The following is a 24,153-nucleotide window of genomic DNA, read 5'->3' on the forward strand; positions in this document are numbered from 1 at the left end:
CTTACAGGCAGGTTGCCTACGTGTTACTCACCCGTCCGCCGCTAGCTTTACCCGAAGGCAAAGCCCGCTCGACTTGCATGTATTAGGCACGCCGCCAGCGTTCGTCCTGAGCCAGGATCAAACTCTCCATTAAAGAAAAGCTGATAAAGCTCAAAAGTTACTACTGACGAGAATTTTCATTCTCTTATATAACACTCACTCGATGTTCAGTTTTCAAAGGGCAATTTAGTTTTAGTATGCCTCCGAACCGTTTGTTCCAAACAGCCGGAATACTAACTTACCACATCGCTTGTCCGATTGCAAGTGTTAATTTCAGGCCATTCGGCCGTTTCAATTAAGCGAGGCTTTCAAGACAACGATTATTACTTTATCACATTTGCTGTCTGTTTGGCAAGCACTTTATTTTTCCATTCTAGGGGATGAACCCGCAAGCGTAGAAGTTGTAATCAAGTGCTGCATGAGACAGCGAAAGTAACTTTACCACATTTCACAGAGAAGATGCAAGTCCAAATTTTTTCAGCCTTTGCACTACTCCTGCGTGAAAAATTTTGACCGACTCAAACGGCCGGAATGACACTATAACACAATTGCTGTCTTATGCGCAAGAGCTCTCAAAAATATCTTCTTTCATGTTTAATCTATTAAAAAAGATACGAAGCGGGGGACGCCGCCGGGCCAGCGGGGGTTATCTCTTGGCTCCTGCTTCCTTATTGAGCGTTCCGATTGCCTACACGTTTGCCAGACTTGCGCTGAAATACGAAAACTACGGCGGGATCGTAACGATCGTGCAGCAGACGTTCGGAGAAAAGTCCGGTGCTGTCATCGACTTGTTCTTCTTCTTATATTGTTACGGTTTTCGGTTTGGCAGGCGAATGGCTCTATGGCTTCGCCTTTCTGTTTCTGGTAGCGGCGCTCGCTGCCCAACTGCTCGGGATGCGCATCAGCGGGCTCGTGTCGCTGGGATTGGATTGTGCTCGTCCTGTTGGTGCTGACGATCACCTTCGGCCTTCTGGCCATTGATGCGCTCCACTTCCGCCCTTTCGCTCCTCACGGATTACCTGGGATCGGGCAAGCGTGCGTGTCGCCGTAAAGTTTCGACCGTGAATTCGCCATGAAGATATGAAAAAAGATCGCCCTTCGGCTAGATCAGCCAGATAATTAAGCGGTCTTTTTCGCGTTTTGGTAACGGAAAACATAAGGCAAGGCTTGCAGTCGTACTTAGATTTGTCACATTTGACGCTCCTCTGTGATAAATATCGCATAGTTGTGAAAAAAATCACTAATTTTTCGTTGGATTCCCTGTATACTTTCTCTATACACAAGAAAATCAGAGCTTTCGAGGAGGCCGGACAATGACCCACAATAAAGAGAAACTTGTCATCATCGGAAATGGAATGGCTGGCATCAGTACCGTGGAACAAATTTTGAAATTGACAACGCGCTTCGATATTACTGTTTTTGGCAGTGAACCGCATCCGAACTATAATCGTATTCTGCTCTCCTATGTGCTGGAAGGCAGCAAAACATTTGACGATATTGTATTAAACGGATGGGATTGGTATAAAGAAAACGGCATTACGCTCCATACCGGAACAACGGTTTCCCATATCGATGAAGCAGCTCGTGAAGTCGTAGCGGAAAATGGAGATCGCGTACCTTACGATAAAGTCATTATCGCGACGGGCTCGAATCCGTTCATTCTGCCCATCCCCGGTACCAACAAGCAAGGCGTGATCGGCTTCCGGGATATTTCGGACTGCCAGCAGATGCTGGAGGTAGCCAAGTCTTACAAGAAGGCGGCCGTAATCGGCGGAGGGCTGCTTGGGCTGGAAGCCGCCAAAGGGCTTGTTCATCTCGGGATGGACGTGACCGTCGTTCATCTGATGGACGATTTGATGGAACGCCAGTTGGATCATCAGGCGGCATCGATGCTGAAAGCGGAGCTTGAACGTCAAGGCATCAAATTCGCGATGGGCGCAAAGACCGTAGAACTGTTGGGAGACGAACGTGTCGCCGGGCTGCGGTTTGCCGACAATACGGTGCTGGAGGCGGAGTTCGTCGTCATGGCCGTAGGCATCAAGCCGAATATGACCGTGGCGCAAGCAAGCGGAATCTGGACGAAGCGCGGTATTGTGGTAGACGACTATATGCAAACTTCCATGCCGGACGTTTATGCGGTTGGCGAATGCAATGAACACCGCGGCGTCTGCTACGGACTGGTTGCCCCGCTTTTTGAACAGGGTCTAGTGCTTGCCAAGCATCTATGCGGCGTAGATACGCTCCCTTATGAAGGCTCTGTCGTATCGACGAAGCTAAAAATATCGGGTGTGGACGTGTTCTCCACAGGCGAATTTATCGAAGGTCCGGAGCATGTCGTTATTGCCCACAAGGATGAATGGAAGCAAACGTACAAAAAAATATTGCTGAATCAAAATGTGATGGTGGGCGCGGTGCTCTTCGGCGACATTACAGATTCGGCCAATCTGCAAAAGCTGATCAAGCAAAAAACCGTAATGACCGACGAAATTTACGACTCTCTTATGGGTACCGGCAGCTGCGGCAGCGGAGCGAAAAGCGCGGCTTCCGTGGAAGCTATGGCCGACGAAGAAATCGTGTGCGGCTGCAACGGCGTAACCAAAAAAACGATTGTCGACGTCATTACGGAAAAAGGATTGACGACGGTCGACGAAATTAAAGCCTGCACGGGCGCAACGCGGTCCTGCGGCGGTTGTAAGCCGGTCGTTGAGCAAATTCTGCAGCATGTCCTTGGCGACGGCTTCAAGACTTCCGTCAAGCAAGGTATCTGCGGCTGCACAACTCTCGGCCGCGACGAGATTGTCGCAGAGATCAAAGCTAAAGGGCTGACCTCAACGAAAGAAATTATGCATGTGCTGGACTGGAACCAGCCGGAAGGCTGCTCCAAGTGCCGCCCTGCGCTGAACTACTATTTGGGGATGATTTATCCCGATACGTACCAAGACGAGAAGGAATCGCGATTCGTAAACGAGCGAATGAGCGCCAATATTCAGAAAGACGGCACCTTTACCGTCGTTCCGCGGATGTACGGCGGTGTCACGACGCCGGAGGATTTGAAGAAAATCGCCGACGTTTCACTGAAATACGATGTGAAGGTCGTCAAAGTAACCGGCGGACAGCGGCTGGATCTGATCGGTGTGAAAAAAGAGGATGTACCCAAAGTTTGGGAAGAGTTGGGGATGCCTTCGGGTTATGCCTACGCCAAATCGCTGCGGACAGTCAAGACCTGCGTCGGCTCGCAATTTTGCCGCTTTGGCACCCAGGATTCGATGAGCATGGGCGCATTTCTCGAACGCAAATTCGAGCGCCTGGACCTGCCGGCCAAATTCAAAATAGCCGTTAACGGATGCCCTCGAAACTGTGCCGAAGCATGCACCAAAGATATCGGCATTGTTGGCAATGACGGCGGATGGGAGCTGTTCATCGGTGGCAACGGAGGAATTAAAGCGCGCTTAGCGGATTCGCTCTGCAAAGTAAAAACGGATCAGGAGCTGATCGAGCTGTGCGCGGCCATCATTCAATATTACCGGGAGACCGGAAAATATTTGGAGCGAACTTCGGAATGGGTGGAACGCATGGGCCTGGAAACGATCCGCAAGGCGGTCGTTGACGATATGGAAAACCGCAAAGCGTTGGTGGAACGGATCGAATTCGCATTGACGCAGGTTAAAGATCCTTGGACCAAAATGCTGAACGATACGGATACGCGCACGGCTTTGTTCCAAGACTTGGAACCGACAGCCCAATAAACTTAACTTTGTATACGGGAAGGAGTATGGAATATATGAAAGAGCAGGAAACTTTTTATCCGATCGGAACGCTTGATCAGTTTTTGCCGCAAATCGGCCGTACCGTGAAATGGCGCGAATGGGAAATCGCCGTTTTCCGAACTTCCGACGGAGGAGTCTATGCACTGGAAAATCGCAGTCCGCATCCGAAAGGCGGACCGCTCGCAGAAGGGATCGTATCGGGGCATTACCTGTATGACCCTCTTCATGACTGGAAAATCGATTTGACCACAGGACTCGTACAGCAGCCTGATCAAGGACAGGTTCTGACATTTCCGGCAAAAGTGGAAGACGGTCAGGTTCACATCGCTGCGCCCGCAGTCCAAACCGCATAAAGCTGAAAAGCTTGACCGACTTGCAACACAGAAGAGCAACCGGGGAGGACCACCGTATGTTTACATCAAGCGTAGAAGCGATCGTAGAAGCGGCTGTAAAAAAGAAAGAAAAAATGAACGAGAACCTCGCCCGCTATGCGGTGTCGGCTTTGCTGGCCGGAGCGTACGTCGGGCTCGGCATTATATTGATTTTCTCCGTCGGAGCGCCGCTTGCGGCTGCGAAGTCCCCTTTCCAGCCCATGGTGATGGGGATGTCCTTCGGTTTGGCGCTCACTCTCGTCGTCTTCGCAGGCTCGGAGCTGTTTACAGGAAATAATATGTTTTTTACAATGAGCACGCTTGCCCGCCGAACGACAGTAAACGATACGCTGAAAAACTGGGGCATCGTGTTCCTTGGGAACTTGGCCGGAGCCGTAGCGCTTTCCTTGCTGATCGTCGGTACCGGTCTTTTCAAAACGGCAGGGCCGGAGCATCTGATCTTCGCCGCTGCCGCCAAAAAAATGGCGCTTCCGTTCTGGGAATCGTTTTTCCGCGGTATTCTGTGTAACTGGCTTGTTTGCCTGGCTTTATGGATGGCCGGAAGGGCCAAGGAAGACATCGCCAAGCTGGTGCTCATCTGGTGGTGCCTGTATGCCTTTATCGCCAGCGGCTACGAGCATAGCGTTGCCAATATGACACTCCTTAGTTTGGCCTATTTGCTGCCGCAGCATCCCGAAACGATCTCGGTTGGCGGCTGGCTTAACAATATGATTCCGGTCACGCTCGGCAACATCGTCGGCGGAGGACTTTTCGTCGGGTTGGCTTACTGGTTCATCTCTCCCGTGCGAAGCAAACTTTAAATGAAGACAAGAAAACTTTGCCGCGACTGCGGCATTTTTTCTTTTCCGGGAAAAACAAGGTACAATAGCGATGAGGTGAATGGACATGCAACCTTTATTGAAGGTGGAAAAACTGACCGGCGGTTACAGCCGCAAAAAACCGGTACTGCACGAGCTGTCGTTCTCGGTTCGTCCGGGAGAGATGGTCGGCCTGATCGGATTGAACGGGGCCGGCAAAAGCACGACGATCAAGCATATTCTCGGCCTGATGCAGCCGCACAGCGGTCAAATCCTGCTCAACGGCAGGTCAGTGGAGCAAGACCCGACAGCCTATCGGCAGACGTATGCCTACGTACCGGAAAACCCGCTTTTGTACGAAGAATTGACGGTGAAAGAGCATCTCGAAATGGCGGCGATGGCCTACGGCATCCCGAAAGACGCCTTCGAAGAGCGAGCCGCCGCCCTGCTGGACGAATTCCAAATGACCGCCAACTGGAACCGTTTATCGGCTCATTTGTCCAAAGGGATGAAGCAAAAGGTCATGATCATGAGCGCTTTTCTCGTGCGGCCTGCCCTATATATTATCGACGAGCCTTTTCTCGGTCTGGACCCGCTCGGCATCCGGGCGCTGCTGGAGCTGATGGTCCGTGTCAAAGAAAGCGGCGGAGCCATTCTGATCAGCTCGCATATTTTGTCCACGATCGAACGGTACGGGGACCGTTTCCTTCTGCTCCATCAAGGCCGTCTGACGGCTGAAGGGAATGTGGAAGCGCTGCGGGAGCAGGCGGATATGCCCGGCGCTTCGCTCGACGACTTGTTCTGCAGCCTGGTTACCCGGGACGTGACGCTGCGATGAAGAAACACGAGCTGCCTTCCGATATTTCAGGACTGTGGAGCAAACGAACTTCGGAGTTTTGGCGGGAAGTACGCCCCTATGCCGGGTATGCGCTGCAAAGCTTCTCTTACGCGGCTATTTTGATTATGCTGGCGGGAATGTATTTTTATACCCGTCTTCTGAACGAGCCGCCGCCGGATTTTCCGTTTCGCGAGACCGCAGCGCTCGTGCTCCTGCCCTTCTTGGCTTTATCCCCGGTTCGGACCTACATAAGGAAAGCGGACTTCATCTATTTGCTTCCGATGGAAACGAAGCTGTCGGTTTATATGCATCGGGCGGTGATGCGGTCATTTTGGATGCAATCGTTCCTGGTGCTTGCCGTGTGGATGGCGGTCTGGCCGATGTATGCTATGGCGGCCGGTGGAAGCCTGGTTCAATTCGCTCACGTGCTGATCATGGCGATTTTCGCGAAACGCGTACTGATCCACGGCGCATGGCTGGAACTCAAGCTGACGGATCGTCTGCCGATCGCTCTATGGTCGGTGCTTCGTTGGATCGTTTCCGCCGCAGCGGCGCTGCTTCTGCTCCGCCTGCCGCTATGGACGGGGACATTGGCCGTCTCCGCCGTGCTGCTGGTTTACCTCGGGGCGCTGCGGTTCATGGGCGGCAAACGAATCTTAAACTGGCTAAGGCTCGCCGAAACGGAGCAAAGACAGCGTGCGCGGATTTTCAGGCTTCTGAACTATTTTATCGATGTGGCGGATATCCCGAACCGTCCGACGCCGATTCGCGCGCCGATGAAGCTTCTCCGGGGGCTGGGAGGCTTCGGGTACGATTCGGCTCATACTTACCGTTACTTGTTCACGTTGGTATGGCTTCGCTCCGAGCTGGGTGGAATTACGATGCGGCTGACGGCGCTCGGCTTCTTACTGATTGCTTGGACCCGCAGCGATGCGCTTGCCGCCTTCTTGTTCGCCCTGTTTGCGGGACTAACGATGCTCCAGCTTAAAGAGCTGCAAAAAGTGTACCGTCACTCCGATTGGTCGTACATCTACCCGCTTCCGCCGGAATTGCATATGCGCTCGGCCGCAGCCGTCCGCTTCCGCATTCATGTCGCTTGCCTGCTTCTGCTTGGCGTGCCTCTGCTGTGGGCGATGTCCCATCCCGGATACGCTCTAGTGACGCTGTGCGCCGGGCTGGTATTGTCTTACGGGTACACCAGATGGACCATGCGTGCGAAGAAAGCCGCAAAAAAGAAATAGAGTCTGTCCCCCTTCTCTGATCTTGTCGTATAATGGGGTTTGCCTTGAGAATCAGACCGTTTTTGGATAAAGAAAGGAACGCGTGACATATGAAACCAACCCCTGCGATTTCGAGAGTGCCGCGAAGGCGAAGGAGAATGTCGAAGAGCCCGTTATGGCTGCGGATCGTCGTCGGACTGCTGGCTGTAGCGGTGATCGCTTGCGTAGGAATCTCGGTCTATGTAGGATGGCAGCTGTCTCACCCTGTGCCGAAGGCTCTGGATGATTCCCCGGAACGCCTCGAGCTCGCCTATGAAAACGTACAATTTCCAAGCCGCGAAGGCGGACTAACCCTGAAAGGATGGTACTTGCCGGGCAAAGTGGCGGAGGGAGAAGGCGCAGCCATCAAACCGAACATCATTATGGCCCACGGGTACAAGAATAACCGATTGCAAAAAAGCGCCGAAGCGTTGTCGTTAGCCAAAGAACTGACGGACCGGGGCTACAGCGTGCTGATGTTCGATTTTCGCAACGCCGGGGAATCCGAAGGCAGCGTGACATCGATCGGCTACTATGAAAAGCACGACCTGCTTGGCGCCATCGATTGGATGAACAAGAATCATCCGGGCAAGCTGGCGCTGCTCGGCTTCTCGATGGGAGCCAGCACTTCGCTGCTTGCCGCGGCGGAAGAGCCGTCCGTTCTCGGCGTGGTAGCGGACAGTCCGTTTCATCATTTGACCCGCTATTTGAAGAACAATTTGTCCGTTTGGTCGAAACTGCCCAACTTCCCTTTTACGCCGCTGATCTTGCACATTTTGCCTCCGCTGACCGGAGTCGATACGGATCAGGTCAACGGGCTGGCGGCGGTCGACCGCATTTACCCGCGGCCGGTGCTGTTCATTCACAGCACGAACGACCCCTCGATTCCCTACAGCAACAGCGAGTCGTTGTGGGAGAAGCACAAGGACAAATTCGAGCTGTGGACGACTGCGACGGAAGGGCATGCCCGAAACTATCCGCCGCTCAAAGCAGAGTATGTGCAGAAAGTGACGGCTTTCTTGGAAAAATTGTAAAATTCAGAAAAACGAGCCTCGGCGCCTTGTGCGCTGCAGGCTCGTTTTTTGGTGTGACTTAAGTCGATGCGTTCAGAAGTGAAGGATAGCGAATCCGCTGCCCGCTGCGGGACGATTCGTAAATGTCCGTCACGAGCCGGAGCGCTTTGTAGCCCTCGGGCCCGTTCAGCGGGTAAGGCCTTCCCTCCAGTACATGCTCGTAAAAATCGCGGATTTGGTAGCCGTGGCTGACGCCCCAGTACGATTTTTCCCCAAGATCGTTCGGCACCGGCTCGCTCAGAACCGCCGAAGTGCCGTTTTGATGCAAAAACAACGTATCGCCCAGCAAATGCAGCCGTCCTTGCTCGAACACCAGCTCCACCTCCACCGGGGAGTTGACGCCGTACGCATTCGTCGCATAAAACACCGCCGTCGCGCCGCTGGCAAATACCAAATGGGCATGCGCGGAATCTTCGACTTCGATGACGCCTTCGAGCGCATCGGTCGAAATCGAGCCCTTGATGCTCTCTACCTCGCCGCCGAACCATTGCAGTAAATCGAGCGTATGAATCGCTTGGTTAATGAGCACGCCGCCGCCCTCCGTCGCCCAGCGCCCCTTCCATGCGGTTTCGTAATACTGCGGACTACGGTGCCAGGTCACGATGCCTTTCATGCAGAGCAGCTTGCCGAGCTCCCCCGACTCGATCGCTTGCTTCATACGGACGGAAGCGGGATTGTACCGGTTCTGGAAAATGACGCCGAGCTGCACGTTCGTATGCTTCGCTGCCGCCTCCAGCATCGTGCGCGCCGACGCTTTGTTCTCGGCCATCGGCTTCTCCGTCAGCACATGCTTGTCTGCCGCCAGTGCATCGACCGTCATGGGAGCATGCAGATCATGGCCTGTGCATATGTGGATGACGTCGATATCGCTGCGCTTCAGCATGTCGCGGTAATCCGCGTAATAATCGCAGCCGTACCGCTGCGCCGTTTGCCGCCCGACCGTTTCGTTCGTATCGACAACCGCCTTCAAATCGGCCAAGCCGAGCTTGGCAATCGCTTGCAAATGAACGCCGGCAATCGCGCCGCAGCCGATCAGAGCCGTACCTAAACGTTTCACAAGGTTCACCTAGTTTCATCAGTGGTAGAGTATCTCATGTTCAAGCGGCTTGTCGGGTTTCCCCCGAGCAGTACCGCAACCGATAAAACGAAGCGGAAAAAACACGATGCGCAGCATCCCCTCACGTATCAAGAAACCGTTCCCGCACTTCGGAGGGCGGCAGCAAGCAGGAATCGCTTTTTCCGAAAAAACGGTACCGGTTCGTGGCGATCCAACGATAAACCAAATCCCGCAGCGGCCGTGGAACGACGATAAATGCATAAAGCAAAGGCCACGCCCCATCCAGCCTGCGAAGCACCCGAAGACCGGCGGTCGAGCGCGTGTACACCCGGCCCTGCTCAAGCAGCACGAACGTATTCAATTCGGCGGGATCGATCCCGTGCCGCCGCAGCAGGCGACTTCCAGTCTCGGATTGGATGGCGACGAACCGGAAGGCGGCACTTCGATCACGGGGAACAATGAACTGCACGACCCGTTGGCAAAATCCGCATACCCCGTCGTAAAACACAAGCGGATGCCGCTCCGCTTCCGCATCCTTGCGCGAGCTGTTCTCCATCGCCGTCCAGCCTCCTTCGGCAAGCCTTACTTTATTCTATTGTACACCATACGTGTTCTTTTGGCGCTTCTAAAAAAAGACCGGTTCCGGTAGACGACTTCTGCGCCTCCGGGACCGGTGGTGGGTGGTAAAACCCCCATCTCACATTTCAGTCTTGAAAAGTAAACCGCTCATGAATCGGCACCTTGCCGGACAGACTCAGCATCCTGCGCTGAACCGCCGCCAGCAGCTTAGTCCGCGTAACCAGGGAGATAACTACCGGCGCAAGCGTTCGAATGAACGGGGTCGAGGCAAAAAACATTCTCGCCGCGCGCGCTTGCATTTTGTGCACCGAACGAATTTCGCCGTCCCGCAGCGCTTGAACGCGCCTGAGACGATCCGCGGACACGTCGCCGTCCTGGAGCGCATCGTAAATGACGTCCGCCGCAATGACGGCCGTAGTGACGGATAAGGATACGCCGACCGCACCGACGGGAGAAGCGCAGTGCGCCGCGTCTCCGATGAGCAGACAGCCGTCCTTGGCCCACTGCTTGACGTAAAAATCCTTGACCTGCAGCAGCACAAACGGCTTGAAATCGGTCAGCGCTTCGGCAAACTCGCGAAATGCCGGATGCGCGGCAAGCAGCTCTTGACGGAACGGCTCAATGCCGTGCTGCCGGATCGCCTTCCATTCGCCTGACGGCACGGCAACGCCGACCTGAAGGTAATTTGGGTATTTCGGCAATATGATATAGCTGTAACCGTCGGTAATCTTCATCCTCAACTCGTCGCCCCAATCAGCAGGCTTCGGGACGGTGAACCAGACGAGGTCGCCCGCGAGGTGCTCGTATTCCATCTCAAACCCGCCAAGCCGGCTGACCGCCGAGAAGCGGCCGTCCGCTCCGACCGTGACGCGGGCGCGTACCTCCAGCGTCCCTTCGGGTGTCTGGGCAACTGCTCCGGTGACCCGCTCTCCCTCGTAGCGCAGCTCCTTCACTGCGGCATGAAACAGCAGCTCGAAGGAAGGCAAGGCCTTCGCTTTGTCGTAAAGCGCTTGCAGCAGAATAGGCTGCGGCATCCAGAGCGCATACGGGATTTCCTCGGAGATGTTGTCGAAGCTGAACTCACCGAGCCGCTTGTTTTTGTAATAAAGAGCGCCTTTGCGCACCTTCGACGAGGGGAACGATTCGATGTAGCTCCGCAAATTCACCTGCTCCAGCAGCTGCAGAAAACGCGGCTGAAGCACCTCCCCGCGATATTCGCGGTCAAAGTTGTCATGACTTTCAAGCACAACGACATCGACGCCCGCTTTGGCCAACAGCATGCCGAGAATGAGTCCGGCCGGGCCGCCTCCCGCAATACAAACGTCTTTTTCCATCACGCGATGAACCATCGTTATCGCCTCCGTTTGTGCGAAGATCGTGACTTCAACCAAAAATGAGTGATCACTCATTTTTGTGATTTCAGTATACTCCGCCCTCTGACCTTGCGTCAATCGAGAGCTGTCGCCTACCGTTTCTTTTCCCGTTCGTCCATGTAGAGGGAAGGCTTCTCGCCCGTGATCCGTTTGAAGATGCGCTGAAAATACGACTGGTCGCAGTAGCCCAGATGGTCGGCGATATCGCCGATCGTCAGCTCCGAATGCCGGAGCAAATACTTGGACGCTTCGATCCGCAGCGCATGAACGTATTCCCCGATCGTTTGCCCAGTCGTTTCTTTGAAGATCGTTGCCGCATAAGCGGGACTTTTGCCGATGAACCGGCCGAGCTCTTCCTTCGTTACTTTTTCCCGGTAATGCTCTTGTACATACTTTTTCATCTGGGCGGTCTGCGTGCTCTTGGCATCCGGTCTGCGGAAGGCGTCATAGTCCCGATTGAACTCGGCCAGCAGATCGAGCAGAAGGCTAAGACACTTCACCTGGTAATAATCGGGCCGGTCCGTCCATTGCGCATGCAGCTTCTTCATCAACCGCAGCAGCAGGTCCATATTTCTCGGCTTAAACACAATCGGCCCGGCTTCGTCCAGCACCGGCAGCCAGCCCGCTTCCGGCTCTGCGGTGAACTCGACGCGGTATTTCTCGTGAGCGACGGTCGGAATGCTCTTGGCGTAAAACGGCACGTCGCGCGGCACAAACAGCACGTCGCCTTTTTCCATTACAATCTTCTCGTGGCGGACCCAGTAGCAGCATTTCCCGTAGGCCACGGCATGAAGCGAATAGGTTGCGGGGTTGTCCTCGCAGTCGATGTTCCACCCGTGCCCCAAATCGTGCGCCGAAGCCATGAGCCGAATCATTTTTCCGCGCCTCCTTCACAAGATGATCAAACTATTTTACAAAAAGTGTACTATATTTCATAGTCCAACGGCAATTTTTTCGTTACAATACATTCATTACAGACATCATGCACCTGCCCGGAAATTCGGAGATGACGGAATCCCGGATGTCCGGACAAGCCGAAGGAGAATGAGACCCATGCGAAAAACGAAAATTGTATGTACGATTGGCCCGTCCTGCGAGACGGTGGAGCAGTTGAAAAAGCTGATTGAGGCGGGGATGAATGTCGCCCGGCTGAACTTTGCCCATGGCGAGCCGGCCGAGCACAGCAGCCGCATTGCAAATATCCGGCAAGCCGGGAAAGAGCTGAACCGGCCCATTGCCATTATGATCGATATCAAAGGCCCCGAAATCCGCACCGGCAAGCTGCTTGAAGCCTCGTGCACGCTGAAGCAAAACGAGCAGGTCGTGCTGACGACCGAGCCGATTCTCGGGGACGGGCAGCGCATTCCCGTATCGTATCCGGACCTCCCGAAGGATGTGTCCGTCGGTACGTCCATCCTGATCGACGACGGGCTGATCGAGCTGAAGGTGGAAGAAATCGCTGGCACGGAAATCCGCTGCCGGATCTTGAACGGCGGTGTCCTGAAGGCGCGCAAAGGCGTCAACCTTCCCGGCGTGAGCACCTCGCTTCCCGGCGTGACGGAGCGGGATATTGAGCACATCCGTTTCGGGGTGCGGGAAGGCATCGACATGATCGCGATGTCGTTCGTCCGCAAAGCGGCTGACGTGCTGGAAGTGCGGCATCTTCTGGAGCAATACGGAGCGCCCGACATTCAAATTATTTCGAAAATCGAAAATCTGGAAGGCGTCGACAATCTGGATGAAATTCTGGAAGCTTCGGACGGCTTGATGGTAGCACGCGGGGATTTGGGTGTGGAAATTCCAGTCGAAGACGTGCCTATCATTCAAAAGCAGATGATCCAAAAGTGCAACCGGGCCGGCAAGCCGGTCATTACGGCGACGCATATGCTCGACTCGATGCAAAACAATCCGCGTCCGACCCGGGCGGAAGCAAGCGACGTCGCCAACGCCGTGCTCGACGGCTCCGACGCCGTGATGCTGTCCGGGGAAACGGCCTCGGGCAAATATCCGGTGGAATCGGTCGCCACGATGGCGCGCATTGCCGAGCAGACCGAATCGTCGCCGGATTACGGCAAGTTCAAGCTGGGCCACGTGCTGGTCCGCAGCAGCGTGACCGAGGCGATCAGCCAGGCTGTCGTCGGTTCGGCCGACGATCTGAACGCCAAGGCGATTCTGACCTCCACCGCGACCGGCTTCACCGCTCGCATGGTTTCCAAATATCGTCCTGACGCTCCGATCGTAGCGATCACGCCGAACGAGACGGTCATGCGGAATTTGAATTTGGTTTGGGGCGTCGTCCCGATCCTGGGCGAACCGGTCAGCTCGACGGACGAGCTGTTCTCCTCTGTCGTCAGCCGCGGAGTAAAAGAAGGCTTGCTGGAAGCCGACGATCTGGTCGTTATAACGGCCGGGGTACCTCTCGGAAGCACGGGCACGACCAACCTCATCAAGATCCAGCATGTGTCCGATTTGATGAATTAAAATAAACGCCAAGGGATGACAAGCGTCCGCGTGTCGAGGCTCAGCCTGCCGACGGTCGCCGTCATCCCTTTTTTTAAACCGATCCGCTCGCTCAAGCGGGATCTTGCTTTTGCTTCATCGAATGACTAAAGCTTCGCCGTAAACGCAAGGACCGCCTGCGCCAGCTCGCCCGGAGCTTCCATCATACTCATATGGCCGGCCCCGTCAATCTGGCGGCGCTGAAAAGTCTCCTTGTCGACGGAGAACGTACGCTGCGGCGGAATGATCTGATCGCCCGTTCCGGCGACAAGCAGCACCGGCACCTGCGCTGCGGACAATACGGCATTGCGGTCCGGCCGCTGCCGCATCCCTTCCAGCGTACGGACCGCGCCTTCCGCGCTGGTGCCCAGCCCGATCTCCTTCGCTTTGCGCACCGCCTCCGGCATCGTCTCCCAATGGGCCGGAGCAAACAGCTTCGGGATCAATCCTTCGATAAACGCCGGCAGCCCTTGCTCCCGGATCGTCTCCATTGCCTTCAGCCGGCCTTCCTTGCCCTTCTCGTCGTCCGGAAACGCGGTCGAATGAAGCAAGCCGAACGCGAGAAGCTTGCCCTCATGCTTCTCAGCCAGCGCGAGCGTCACGTACCCACCCAGCGAATGGCCGAGCACGACCGAACGGCCGATATTCAATCGGTCGATTAACGCGGCGATATCGTCGGCCATCGCCTCCATCGTATACGTCCCTTCGGGGGCGTCGGATGCGCCGTGCCCGCGCAGATCCGGTATAATCAACCGGCAGCGGCCTTCGAGCAGCGGCGCGACTTCGTCATAATAGGCCGAGCTCCCGCAAAAGCCGTGAAGCAAAATGACAGGCGTTCCTTGTCCCCGATCGATGTAGGCCAGCCTCGCGCCGTTTACGTCCGCATACCGCTTGTCCATGGTGAACCACTCCTCTTTTTTCGCACGCTATCGATAGATAGCTTTTAAGGGTATTATACCCGTTTTTACCCGGGAATTTCCGCCTTGAATCTGAAGCGGCGCCAAGAGAAGCGGCAGCACGAAAAAGAACCGGATGTCCGCTCCCCCGACGGGGATTGGCGGACATCCGGTTCCTGGCGGCGCTCAGGCCGCTTAGGATTGCGGATTGGCCGGGCTGACGCTCGTCGAAGCAGCAGGCTCGGCTACCGGTTTATATTTGGACGATACGTACGTTTCCGCTGTCGGCTCGGTAATCGCCTGGGTGTTCATGCTGCCCGGCTTCGGATCGCTTAAGGTGTACGTAATCACTGCCCTGCCGTCCGCTTCGAACCGGATGCCGCTAATCGCGATACCGTAGCCGCCGGTCGGCTTCTCGCCGCGGGACAGTATGACTTTGTTCACGCCGTCGTTCACTTTTTCTACCGTTACTTGAACGTCTTCCTGCGGTGCCGGCTTTGGCGCATTCGCGTGCGATTCGACGAACTTGATCGCGCTATGCAGCCAGACGGCCGCCTCGCCGCGGGTCAACTCCCGCCTTGGATAAAACTTCGCATCCTCTCCCAATTTGATCAGCTTGTGCAGCACCATCCGCTGCACGCTGCCGCTCACCTTCGGATCGATCTCGTCCTGATCGGCGAAGACGACGGCCATGTTGACGACAGGATACATCCCTTTCGTATCGATCGCATGGATCAGCAGATCCGCGTACTGCTCGCGGGTAATCGTGCCGTTCGGGTCGACATCCTTCGGAATCGGCAGGCCGTTCAATTGGGCGATTACGAAAGACTCGGCGTACCACGCGTCATCCGGAACGTTCGTATAGTAGTCCGAAGCTTCGGGCTTCTTGATGAAGCGCATCTCATCGATATTCAAATTCAACCCTTTGACCATCATATGAACGGTTTGCGCATAGCTGGCTTTTCCCATCGGGACAAAATGCTCGCCGTCCACTCCGCTGACGATTCCGCGCTGCTTCAATGCCATGATCGGCTCCTTCTGATCGGCGCTCAGATCGTTAAATGCCAAGGCCGAACCGGCTGCCAAGCTGCCGAACAGCGCCGCCGCCGACAGGAATGCCACTGTTTTTTTCATCATAATCAAGAACCACCTTTCGCTGGTTATTCCAAAGTTATTTACTAGACGGACGGAGCCTGTCCAAGGTTGCAGGAAAGCCGATTCAGCAGCGCCCATTTCGAGGCATGTTCCGAAAAATGACGCATAAGCTGTGATAGATACCGCGCCGCTTTATCTGCCCGTCCCCGGTACGAATCCGTACAATGACCGCTGTTGACGAATAAATATTCGGAAAACACCCTTTTCCCCGTTCCCATCCGGAGAGGACTGTGCTACTATGAGGGGTATGCCGGCTGGAAAATTGTCGTATTTTGTATTTTTTTGAAGAATCGTCTCTAAAAATATTCCCCTGCATATTGACCGTTTATGAAAAAGAATGGTAAAGTATTAATCGCCTACTAATTCCATTGGAATTATATAATTATAATGATTCGGGGGAGGAACTCATCATCATGTCTCATTGGAGAAAAAGCGTTCTGCTGGTACTCATCTTCGTGCTTTCGATCGGCATGATCGCTTGCGGCGCGAAACCGCAGGCTGCCGAGCAAGGCAGCAAGCCAGCGGATGGCGCGAACGCCCAAAGCAGCGCGGACAACCCGCTCGCGAATAAAAAGATCGCGCTTATTATGCAAATCAACCTCGGCACCTTCTCCGCGCAGTATATTGAAGGCGTGAAGGAGCAGGTCGAGAAGCTCGGCGGCAAAGTAACCGTCACTCCGGCCGACGGCGACCTTGCCAAGATGGCTTCGAACCTCGACGCCGCTATCAACCAGAAGGTCGACGGCATCTTGATTGACCACGGTACCGCGGCAGCGCTTGAAGCAGGCGTGAAGCGGGCGCTGGAGAAGAAAATCCCGGTCGTCGCCTTCGACACCGATCTGAAGGTTCCGGGCGTATCCGTGCTGGAGCAGGGCGACGCCAAGATGGCCGAAATGACGCTGGACAAGCTGGCGAAAGACATCGGCGGCAAAGGCAATATTGTGAAAATCTGGGTTGCGGGCTTCGCCCCGATGGAACGCCGTCAAGTCGTTTATAAGGAGTTCCAGGACAAAAACAAGGACATTAAGGAAATCGCCGCTTTCGGCGCCGCTTCGCAGAACACCGCTCTGGACACGCAAGCGCAAATGGAAGCGATTCTGAAGAAATACCCGAACAAAGGCGACATCGCCGCCGTATGGACTGCTTGGGACGAGTTTGCCAAAGGCGCCTCGCGGGCCATTCAGCAAGCGGGCCGCACGGAAATTAAAGTCTACGGCATCGATATGAGCGACGAGGACCTGCAAATGATTCAGGATCAAAAGAGCCCTTGGGTCGCTTCCGCCGCCGTCGATCCGAAAGATATCGGCCGCATTCAGGTTCGTTACCTGTACCAAAAGCTTCACGGCGACCAAACGCCGGATAAAGTCATTCTCGACCCGATGTTCGTCTCCCGCGAGCAGCTGCCGCAGCAGCAGATCTCAACCGCTCAGCTGAGCGAGCACGTAAAAGGTTGGGGCAATAGCCAGCAAGGCTACACCGATTGGCTGAAGAAAGCCGAGAAACCGGCGGCCAAGTAACCATCTGAATATCCCAATCCCACCTGCTGCAGAGCCGGTGGGATTTTCCGTTGAAGGAGCGTGAGACTGTCCCGATGACCACTTCCGCAGCTCGATTAGAAATGAAAGGCATATCCAAATCGTTCCCCGGCGTCCGGGCGCTGCATCAAGTCGATTTCGAGGTGCACGGCGGCGAAATTCATGCGCTGCTCGGCGCGAACGGAGCCGGAAAAAGTACGCTGATGAAGGTGCTGTCCGGCGCGTACAGGCCTGATGAGGGCAGCATCCAGATCGACGGGGCCGCGCTGTCGATCGGCGGTCCGCTCGACGCCATCCGCAGCGGCATCCAGTGCGTATATCAAGAGGTCGATACGGCGCTTGTTCCCAGACTGACCGTAGCGGAAAACATCATGCTGGACCGGCTCACCGCCGGGCGCGGCTGGATCGATTGGAGCGGTCTGCAGCAGGAAGCTTCCCGCGTGCTGGCCGACATCGGCTTGACCGGCCTGGACGTCCGGCAGCAGGCTGGAGAGCTGTCCATCGCGCAAAAGCAGCTGGTGCTGATCGGCCGGGCGCTGGCGCAAAAGGCGAAGTTTATCATTTTCGACGAGCCGACCGCCCCGCTCTCCGGTGAAGAGGCGGAGCAGCTCTTCCGCATCATGAACCGGCTGAAGGCCGACGGCGTCGGCTGCATTTTCATCTCGCACCGGCTCGGCGAAGTGTTCCGCATCAGCGACCGGGTTACCGTCATGCGGGACGGGCAGCGCATCTCGACGAAAGCGGTGGCGAGCACGGACGCGCAAGCCGTCATCGAAGAGATGCTCGGCAAGCCGTTCGAGGAGGAGTTCCCGAAGGCGGAGGCCGCCATCGGCGAGCCGCTGCTCGAAGTGCGCGGCCTGACCAGCGGCACCAAGGTACGCGGCGTCGATCTGACGGTGCGCCGCGGCGAAATCGTCGGCGTCGTCGGACTGGTCGGCGCGGGCAAAACGGAGCTGTCGCGCCTTCTGTTCGGCGCCGACCCACTGGACGCGGGCGAGCTCTGGCTGCGCGGCCGCGCGCTGAAGCTCCGCGCCCCGGCCGACGCCGTCCGCGCGGGACTTGCGCTCATCCCGGAGGAGCGGCGTAAGCAAGGCGTGCTCGTTGAGCTGTCGGTCAAGGCGAATCTTGCATTGACGCTCCTCGAACGGCTCAGCCGGCTCGGCTTCGTCAATCGCCGCAAGGAAACGGAGAATGCGGACGCCCGCATCTCCGAGCTCGGGATTCAGCCGCCAAACCGGGAGCAGCAGGTCAAATATTTGAGCGGCGGCAACCAGCAGAAGGTGGCGGTCGGCAAATGGCTGCCGACGGATGCCGAGGTATATTTGTTCGACGAACCGACCAAGGGCGTCGACGTCGGCGCCAAAAGCGATATTTTCCGCTTGATCGGACGACTCGCTCAAGAAGGAAAAGGCATCGTGTACTTATCGTGCGAAATCGCAGAAATTCTCGGCATTGCCGACCGGATTCTCGTCATGAGCTACGGACGAATCGTGAAAGAGCTGTCCCGTGACGAAGCGACGCAGGAGAAAATATTGTACTATGCAAGCAGCGGGGAGGCATAAACAAGTGAAAGGCAAATGGCTGGATGTTTCTTATAAATACGGGGCCTTGTTCATTATCGCCGCCGTCATTGCAATTTTTTCTTTCGTCAACGAAAATTTCTTATCCTACGACAACATGGCGGACATTCTCCGCTCCATCTCGATTGTGACATTTATTGCGATCGGCGTGACCTTTTCGCAGATCGTCGACGGGTTCGATCTCTCGGTCGGCTCTACCGTTTCGCTGACGACGGTCGTCACGGCAACGATGATGGTCTGGTTCCAGTTCCCGCTTATCGTCGTACTCATTGTCCCGCTGCTGATCGGCATCGTCATCGGACTGCTGAATGCGCTCTTGATCGTCAAAGTTCGCATCCCGGACCTGCTGGCGACGTTGGCCGTCATGTACATCATCGGCGGCGTGCACAAAACGTATACCCAAGGCTTCTCGATCTATAACAACATGCAAATGACCGACGGAACGAAAGCGCCGGGCAAATTCACCGAGACGTTCCTCTGGATCGGCCAAGGCAAGCTGCTCGGTATCCCGGTGCCTGTCGTGCTGATGATTATCGCCGTCGTCCTCGTCCACGTGTTTCTAACGTATACCCGCTGGGGCCGCCAAATGTACGTGACCGGCGGCAACCAAGAGGCCGCGCGCCTGTCCGGCATCGCCGTCAATCGCGTGCGCACGTTCGCTTACGTGCTGTCCGGCATCTTCGCTGCCATTGGCGGCATTCTGTTCGCCGCCCGCGTCGGCTCCGGCCAGATCGATGCCGGGGCGCCGCTGCTGATGGAGTCGGTCGCCGCCGTGTTCGTCGGCTTCTCCGTGCTCGGCGCAGGCAAGCCGAACGTGATCGGCACGTTTTTCGGCGCCGTCCTGATCGGCGTGCTGCTGAACGGGCTGACGATGCTCAACCTGCCTTACTACGCCTTTGACATCATCAAAGGATCGGTGCTTGTCTTGGCTCTTTCCATTACGTTCATTCATTTGAACCGGCGACGCACCTAAAGCTTGGTTCCGCGCCATAATGAAGAGGGGCACCCTTAGGCGCCCCTCGGACATCATTCATTCTAAACTTCTCAGCAGCAACAAAGCTGCTTGCTAGAGGTCACTTTTCACTTATTTCTTCTTCATTAATCCTTCGTAAATCGTTTTAATATTCCATTCCATCATCTGGATATACGTATCGCCGTCTTCGCCAGGCTTTCCGAGCGAATCGGTAAACACTTTTCCGACAATCGGCACGCCGGTTTCCCGTGAAACCATTTCCATACTGCGAGGATCGATGCTTGTCTCCAGAAAAAGAGCAGGAATTTTTTGCGCTCGGATCAGGTCAACAATGGCGCTGACTTGGTCCGGGGTCCCTTGATTTTCCGAGTTGATCTCCCAAATATATCCCGCCTGGAAATCGTAAGCTTCGCTGAAGTATTTAAACGCTCCTTCACTTGTAACCAGAACCCTTTGCTCTTTCGGAATCATTTTTAATTGCTTTACGGCATTTTCATGAAGCGTGTTCAGCTTCTCGATATACGTTTTGGCGTTCTTCTCATAGGTTTCCTTGTGAGCCGGGTCGATCTTGATCAAGGCATCCCGTGCGTTTTCGACGTACTTGATTCCGTTTCGGACATCAAGCCAAGCATGGGGGTCTTCTTCGCTTTCTTTCCCTTTCGTGGTCAAATGCTTGGCAGCTACCCCAACACTAAGGCAGAATACCGGAGCATCCTTCCCCGACTTACCTGCCGTCCGCATCAAGTTTGGAAACCACGAGTTTCCGGCTTCCAAATTTAGCCCGTTATAGAAAACAGCGTCGGCATCGGTTGTTTTTTTTACATCGACAGGCAATGGATCATATTCATGGGGATTGGAGCCAATAGGAGCCAGACTATGGATCTCCACACGGTCGCCCCCTACATTTTTGACGATGTCGTATAAAATCGAGTAGGTCGTAATGACTTGCAGCTTATCATTGCCCGTTTTTTCCGGGGAAGCCGTGTTTTTTTGCGGAGCAGCGCAGGCAGCCAAGACGACAATGGCTAAAACTAAGACGAGAGCCAGATTCCACCTTTTCATGACGATCTCCTTTAATTTGAATGTTGGGCCCGCTTTTGCCGCGCCCTTATTGACTTCCAGACAATCCCGTGCTTGCGGGAGAAAAGAAAAGCCAGCAAAAAGAACGCAGTTGCAACCATAACAATGGTGGCGCCGGACGCCAGATTATAAGAAAAACTGAAGTACAAGCCGACAATCGAAGATAGCGTGCCGAAGCCGGCAGCCAGATAAATCATGACCCACAGTCGGTCCGTTAATAGATAGGCCGTAGCCGCAGGGGTAATCAGCATGGCGACGACCAAAACAATGCCTACCGTTTGCAGGGAAGCGACAGTAACCAAGGTCAGCAAGGTCATGAGCAGATAGTGAATGAGCTTGTTCGGCAAACCGTAGGCGGCGGCCATCGTCGGGTCAAACGATGTCAGCAGCAGCTCTTTAAAGAAAGCATACACAGCCAGAACAACAAACACCCCGATGCCGACCGTCACCCACATATCCGTTGGCCGGACCGCCAGCACGTTACCGAACAAAATATGATAAAGGTCGGTGCTGCTTTTCAGCATCGTGATCAAAATAATGCCTAATGCAAAAGCCGAGGTGAACAAAATCCCGATGGCCGTGTCGTTTTTGATTCTGCTGTTCTGGCTGACAAAGCCAATGCCAATCGCCGTGAGCACACCGGTGGCAACCGCACCGACGAAGAAATTAAACCCAAACGCGTAAGAGAGTGCGACTCCGGGCAACACCGCGTGAGAAATGGCGTCCCCCATCAGGGACATTCCCCGCAAAATAATAAAGCTTCCGATGACTCCGCATATGATTCCGACCACAACCGAGGTAAACAAAGCTTTTTGCAAAAACTCGTATTGTTGAATGGCTTCTATAAATTGCATCATAACTATCCAACCTCTTCTAAAATGCGTAGTTGATGAGCGTAAGCTCTGGACATAACCTCTCGATTGAGAACCGTCTCGACATCGCCATACTTGATTAACTCTTTGTTCAACAAAAGAAGATGATCGAAGTAGGAGCTCGCTTTACTCAAATCGTGATGCACAACAACGATGGTTTTGCCTTCCTGCTGCAGCTCCTTCAAGATGTGAATGATCGTTTCTTCGCTGGCCACGTCAATCCCGACAAAAGGCTCGTCTAGCAGCAGCAGCTCGGGCTGCTGAACCAACGCCCGCGCCAGAAACACGCGCTGCTGCTGCCCGCCCGATAATTCCCCGATCTGGCGTTCCCGGTAGGGTTCCAACCCGACCTTTTTCAGACATTCCAGCGCCAATGTTTTTTCCCTTTTCTTGGGCCTCTTGAACAGCCCGAGGCTTGGATAAGTCCCGATCAGGACGGTATCCATCACCGTGATCGGAAATGTCCAATCGATGTTGCTTCGCTGCGGAACATAGGCAATCTTCTTTCTCATGTCCTCGGGCTCTTTTCCAAAAAAACGAATCGTCCCGTTGTCTTTTGGGAGCAACCCGAGAAGAGCCTTAATCAAAGTAGATTTTCCAGCACCATTGGGACCAATGATTCCCACCATGCTTCCTTGTTCGATCGAAAACGTTACATCCCGTACAGCTTCATTGCCGTGATAAGAGACATGAAGATCTCTCACTGTAATAGCTTTTTCCATTTTGTCTCACCTCTCGAAGATTCCCAGATTATAGTGCTGAACACCATTGCGCGATATATCAAGTTTTTTAAATATCCACAAAATAATTTGTTCAGTCTAAATAATGTGCACCGAGTTAAAAAAGTTTCCCTAATACAACAAAAATAAACGATGTGTCCCGTTTTTGTCAATCTATTTTTTACAAAAGCTATTTTTTAACGAAAAAACGAGGAACCACGCGATCTCTTGGTTCCTCGTTTTCAATTCCCGTTCATGCATTTTCCTCGATAGCATCACACCCTGCCTCGGTTCTACGCTTGCCGGACTTCCAGCCGCTTGGCCAGCAGCGACAACACATAGTTGACCACAAAATAGATCAGCGCTCCGGCTATAAAAACCGGGATGACCCAGTTTGAGTTTTTGGCGGCTACGATCTGCATATTGTGCATGAGCTCCGCAAGCACGATGACCGTCGCCAGCGACGTATCCTTGAGCAGCGAGATGAATTGGCTGACGAGCGGCGGCACCATCCGGCGCAGCGCCTGCGGCAAAATAATATGCCACAAAGCCTGAACGTAAGTGAGCCCCGACGAACGGGCCGCTTCCATCTGCCCCTTCTCGATCGACAGCAGGCCGCTGCGGACAATCTCGGCAATCATCGCCGCTTCGAACACGGTAAGCGCAGCGATGGCCGCGTACTCGGCATTTTGAAACATTTTCAGGCCGACCTCGGGCAGCGCAAAGCGCGTGAAAAAGATAATGAGCAGCAGCGGCAAATTGCGGATCATCTCCACGGCCACCGCCAGCGCCTGAGAAAGCACGGGAACGCGCGCATATCTGAGCGTGCCGACGAGAGCGCCAAGGATAAAGCTGAAAACGATCGAGAAAAAGGCCACTTTTAACGTCACATAAAGCCCCTGCATCAGAAACTTGAGATTTTCCGGGGCATAAGCTCCAGCGAAGTCCATGTCGCTTCTCCCTCCTCCTGCGCCAGTTGTTAGAACGCCATCCGTTTCTCCAAATACCGAACGCCGAAGCTTAATGGAACCGTCAGCGCAAGATAGAACAGTGCGATAAAAATATAGACGCTGAACGTGACGAACGTCTGCGTTGAGACGATATCGCCGAAGTACATCAGGTCGAGACCGGCGACGACCCCAAGCACGGACGTATTTTTGACCAGATTCAAAAATTGGTTGCCGAGCGGCGGAACGACGATCTTGATCGCTTGGGGGAGCACCACGTGACGCATGGATTGCAGGTACGTGAGTCCTGACGAACGAGCCGCCTCCGTCTGCCCCTGCGGAACGGCCAGGATGCCCGCCCGGATCGCCTCCGCAATGAAGGCCGCCGTGTAGATCGATAGTGCGATCGTCCCCGACGTAAATCCGTCAAACGGCAGACCGAGCGTCGGGGCCGCCAAATAAATCAACAGAACGATCAGCAGCAGAGGAATGTTGCGGATAAATTCCACGTAGGCCGTGCCTAACCAGTTAAGCGGCTTCAGCGGAGCGATCCGAAATACGGCGATGACCGTTCCCAAAACAAAGCTAGCCAGCAGCGCAATCACGCTCGCTTTGACCGTATTGCCGAAGCCGAGCATGTAGGTATCCCAATGCTTGATCAAAATATCGAACCGCAAGAGCTGGTCGTTCATGTCCGGTTCAGCCTCCCTTCGGGCAACAAGG

22 protein-coding genes and 1 rRNA gene are annotated in these 24,153 nt (G+C 54.7%); 11 read left to right on the top strand and 12 right to left on the bottom strand.

Translation table 11 applies throughout. The features are described 5' to 3' along the window. A 16S ribosomal RNA gene (locus BLO51_RS11850) occupies positions 1-133 on the bottom strand; the annotation flags it as partial. A gap of 496 nt (positions 134-629) precedes the next feature. Between BLO51_RS11850 and BLO51_RS29765 the strand changes: the two genes are divergently transcribed. The 7 genes from BLO51_RS29765 to BLO51_RS11880 all read left to right on the top strand — a co-directional run bounded on the left by BLO51_RS29765 (position 630) and on the right by BLO51_RS11880 (position 8,126). Next, complete coding sequence (locus BLO51_RS29765) at positions 630-992, top strand: hypothetical protein (protein ID WP_217266732.1); 363 nt, start codon at positions 630-632, stop codon at positions 990-992. A 360-nt stretch (positions 993-1,352) separates the two neighbouring features. Beyond that, positions 1,353-3,785 (top strand): nitrite reductase large subunit NirB, encoded by a 2,433-nt coding sequence (gene nirB / locus BLO51_RS11855; protein ID WP_090671573.1) that lies wholly within the window; start codon positions 1,353-1,355, stop codon positions 3,783-3,785. Positions 3,786-3,820: 35 nt separating this feature from the next. After that, positions 3,821-4,159, top strand: coding sequence for a nitrite reductase small subunit NirD (gene nirD, locus BLO51_RS11860; protein WP_090671575.1), 339 nt, complete (start codon positions 3,821-3,823; stop codon positions 4,157-4,159). A gap of 56 nt (positions 4,160-4,215) precedes the next feature. After that, on the top strand, positions 4,216-4,998 hold the full coding sequence (locus tag BLO51_RS11865) for a formate/nitrite transporter family protein (RefSeq protein ID WP_090671579.1): 783 nt from the start codon (positions 4,216-4,218) through the stop codon (positions 4,996-4,998). An 85-nt stretch (positions 4,999-5,083) separates the two neighbouring features. Continuing rightward, positions 5,084-5,833 carry an ABC transporter ATP-binding protein gene (locus BLO51_RS11870; RefSeq protein ID WP_090671582.1) on the top strand — a complete coding sequence of 250 codons (750 nt, stop codon included), beginning with the start codon at positions 5,084-5,086 and terminating at the stop codon, positions 5,831-5,833. Then, positions 5,830-7,074, top strand: coding sequence for an ABC transporter permease (locus tag BLO51_RS11875; RefSeq protein WP_090671585.1), 1,245 nt, complete (start codon positions 5,830-5,832; stop codon positions 7,072-7,074). Before BLO51_RS11870 ends, BLO51_RS11875 begins: the two co-directional genes overlap by 4 nt. 137 nt (positions 7,075-7,211) lie before the next feature. Then, a complete protein-coding gene (locus tag BLO51_RS11880; RefSeq protein ID WP_090671588.1) occupies positions 7,212-8,126 on the top strand; it encodes an alpha/beta hydrolase in 915 nt (304 codons plus the stop codon). A gap of 58 nt (positions 8,127-8,184) precedes the next feature. On the opposite strand, the gene BLO51_RS11885 is transcribed toward BLO51_RS11880, so the two are convergent. The 4 genes from BLO51_RS11885 to BLO51_RS11900 all read right to left on the bottom strand — a co-directional run bounded on the left by BLO51_RS11885 (position 8,185) and on the right by BLO51_RS11900 (position 12,049). Further along, a complete protein-coding gene (locus BLO51_RS11885) occupies positions 8,185-9,222 on the bottom strand; it encodes a Gfo/Idh/MocA family protein (RefSeq protein WP_090671591.1) in 1,038 nt (345 codons plus the stop codon). 121 nt (positions 9,223-9,343) lie between these two features. Further along, positions 9,344-9,778: a thiol-disulfide oxidoreductase DCC family protein gene (locus BLO51_RS11890; protein WP_090671594.1), complete on the bottom strand. Its 435-nt coding sequence runs from the start codon at positions 9,776-9,778 to the stop codon at positions 9,344-9,346. A gap of 148 nt (positions 9,779-9,926) precedes the next feature. Beyond that, positions 9,927-11,150 carry an FAD-dependent monooxygenase gene (locus BLO51_RS11895; RefSeq protein ID WP_090671597.1) on the bottom strand — a complete coding sequence of 408 codons (1,224 nt, stop codon included), beginning with the start codon at positions 11,148-11,150 and terminating at the stop codon, positions 9,927-9,929. Positions 11,151-11,266: 116 nt separating this feature from the next. After that, a complete protein-coding gene (locus BLO51_RS11900; RefSeq protein ID WP_090671600.1) occupies positions 11,267-12,049 on the bottom strand; it encodes a helix-turn-helix transcriptional regulator in 783 nt (260 codons plus the stop codon). A gap of 178 nt (positions 12,050-12,227) precedes the next feature. On the opposite strand from BLO51_RS11900, the gene pyk reads away from it, so the two are divergent. Then, the gene (pyk, locus tag BLO51_RS11905) at positions 12,228-13,655 is read left to right on the top strand and encodes a pyruvate kinase (RefSeq protein ID WP_090671603.1); all 1,428 of its coding nucleotides are present in this window, start codon (positions 12,228-12,230) and stop codon (positions 13,653-13,655) included. 125 nt (positions 13,656-13,780) lie between these two features. Here the strand turns inward: pyk and BLO51_RS11910 are convergent, their stop codons facing one another. Together BLO51_RS11910 and BLO51_RS11915 are read right to left on the bottom strand one after the other, a co-directional pair. Continuing rightward, a complete protein-coding gene (locus tag BLO51_RS11910; protein WP_090671606.1) occupies positions 13,781-14,572 on the bottom strand; it encodes an alpha/beta fold hydrolase in 792 nt (263 codons plus the stop codon). A gap of 192 nt (positions 14,573-14,764) precedes the next feature. Beyond that, entirely contained in the window at positions 14,765-15,706 is a 942-nt protein-coding gene (locus BLO51_RS11915; RefSeq protein ID WP_090671609.1) for a protease complex subunit PrcB family protein, read from the bottom strand. 431 nt (positions 15,707-16,137) lie between these two features. On the opposite strand from BLO51_RS11915, the gene BLO51_RS11920 reads away from it, so the two are divergent. The 3 genes from BLO51_RS11920 (at position 16,138) to BLO51_RS11930 (ending at position 19,812) form a co-directional block, all read left to right on the top strand. Then, positions 16,138-17,241 (top strand): sugar ABC transporter substrate-binding protein, encoded by a 1,104-nt coding sequence (locus BLO51_RS11920; RefSeq protein ID WP_090671612.1) that lies wholly within the window; start codon positions 16,138-16,140, stop codon positions 17,239-17,241. A 74-nt stretch (positions 17,242-17,315) separates the two neighbouring features. Continuing rightward, positions 17,316-18,821 carry a sugar ABC transporter ATP-binding protein gene (locus BLO51_RS11925; RefSeq protein ID WP_090671615.1) on the top strand — a complete coding sequence of 502 codons (1,506 nt, stop codon included), beginning with the start codon at positions 17,316-17,318 and terminating at the stop codon, positions 18,819-18,821. A 4-nt stretch (positions 18,822-18,825) separates the two neighbouring features. Beyond that, positions 18,826-19,812 carry an ABC transporter permease gene (locus BLO51_RS11930; protein ID WP_174551237.1) on the top strand — a complete coding sequence of 329 codons (987 nt, stop codon included), beginning with the start codon at positions 18,826-18,828 and terminating at the stop codon, positions 19,810-19,812. 111 nt (positions 19,813-19,923) lie between these two features. Here the strand turns inward: BLO51_RS11930 and BLO51_RS11935 are convergent, their stop codons facing one another. The 5 genes from BLO51_RS11935 to BLO51_RS11955 all read right to left on the bottom strand — a co-directional run bounded on the left by BLO51_RS11935 (position 19,924) and on the right by BLO51_RS11955 (position 24,122). Further along, entirely contained in the window at positions 19,924-20,874 is a 951-nt protein-coding gene (locus BLO51_RS11935) for a metal ABC transporter substrate-binding protein (protein WP_090671621.1), read from the bottom strand. Positions 20,875-20,885: 11 nt separating this feature from the next. After that, the gene (locus BLO51_RS11940) at positions 20,886-21,746 is read right to left on the bottom strand and encodes a metal ABC transporter permease (RefSeq protein WP_090671834.1); all 861 of its coding nucleotides are present in this window, start codon (positions 21,744-21,746) and stop codon (positions 20,886-20,888) included. Positions 21,747-21,751: 5 nt separating this feature from the next. Continuing rightward, positions 21,752-22,486, bottom strand: coding sequence for a metal ABC transporter ATP-binding protein (locus BLO51_RS11945; RefSeq protein ID WP_090671622.1), 735 nt, complete (start codon positions 22,484-22,486; stop codon positions 21,752-21,754). Between the two features lie 290 nt (positions 22,487-22,776). Beyond that, a complete protein-coding gene (locus tag BLO51_RS11950) occupies positions 22,777-23,433 on the bottom strand; it encodes an amino acid ABC transporter permease (RefSeq protein ID WP_090671623.1) in 657 nt (218 codons plus the stop codon). A gap of 29 nt (positions 23,434-23,462) precedes the next feature. Beyond that, the gene (locus tag BLO51_RS11955) at positions 23,463-24,122 is read right to left on the bottom strand and encodes an amino acid ABC transporter permease (RefSeq protein ID WP_090671624.1); all 660 of its coding nucleotides are present in this window, start codon (positions 24,120-24,122) and stop codon (positions 23,463-23,465) included. Positions 24,123-24,153 lie beyond the last annotated feature (31 nt).

Source organism: Paenibacillus tianmuensis (assembly GCF_900100345.1).
In the GTDB taxonomy this organism is placed as follows: domain Bacteria; phylum Bacillota; class Bacilli; order Paenibacillales; family NBRC-103111; genus Paenibacillus_G; species Paenibacillus_G tianmuensis.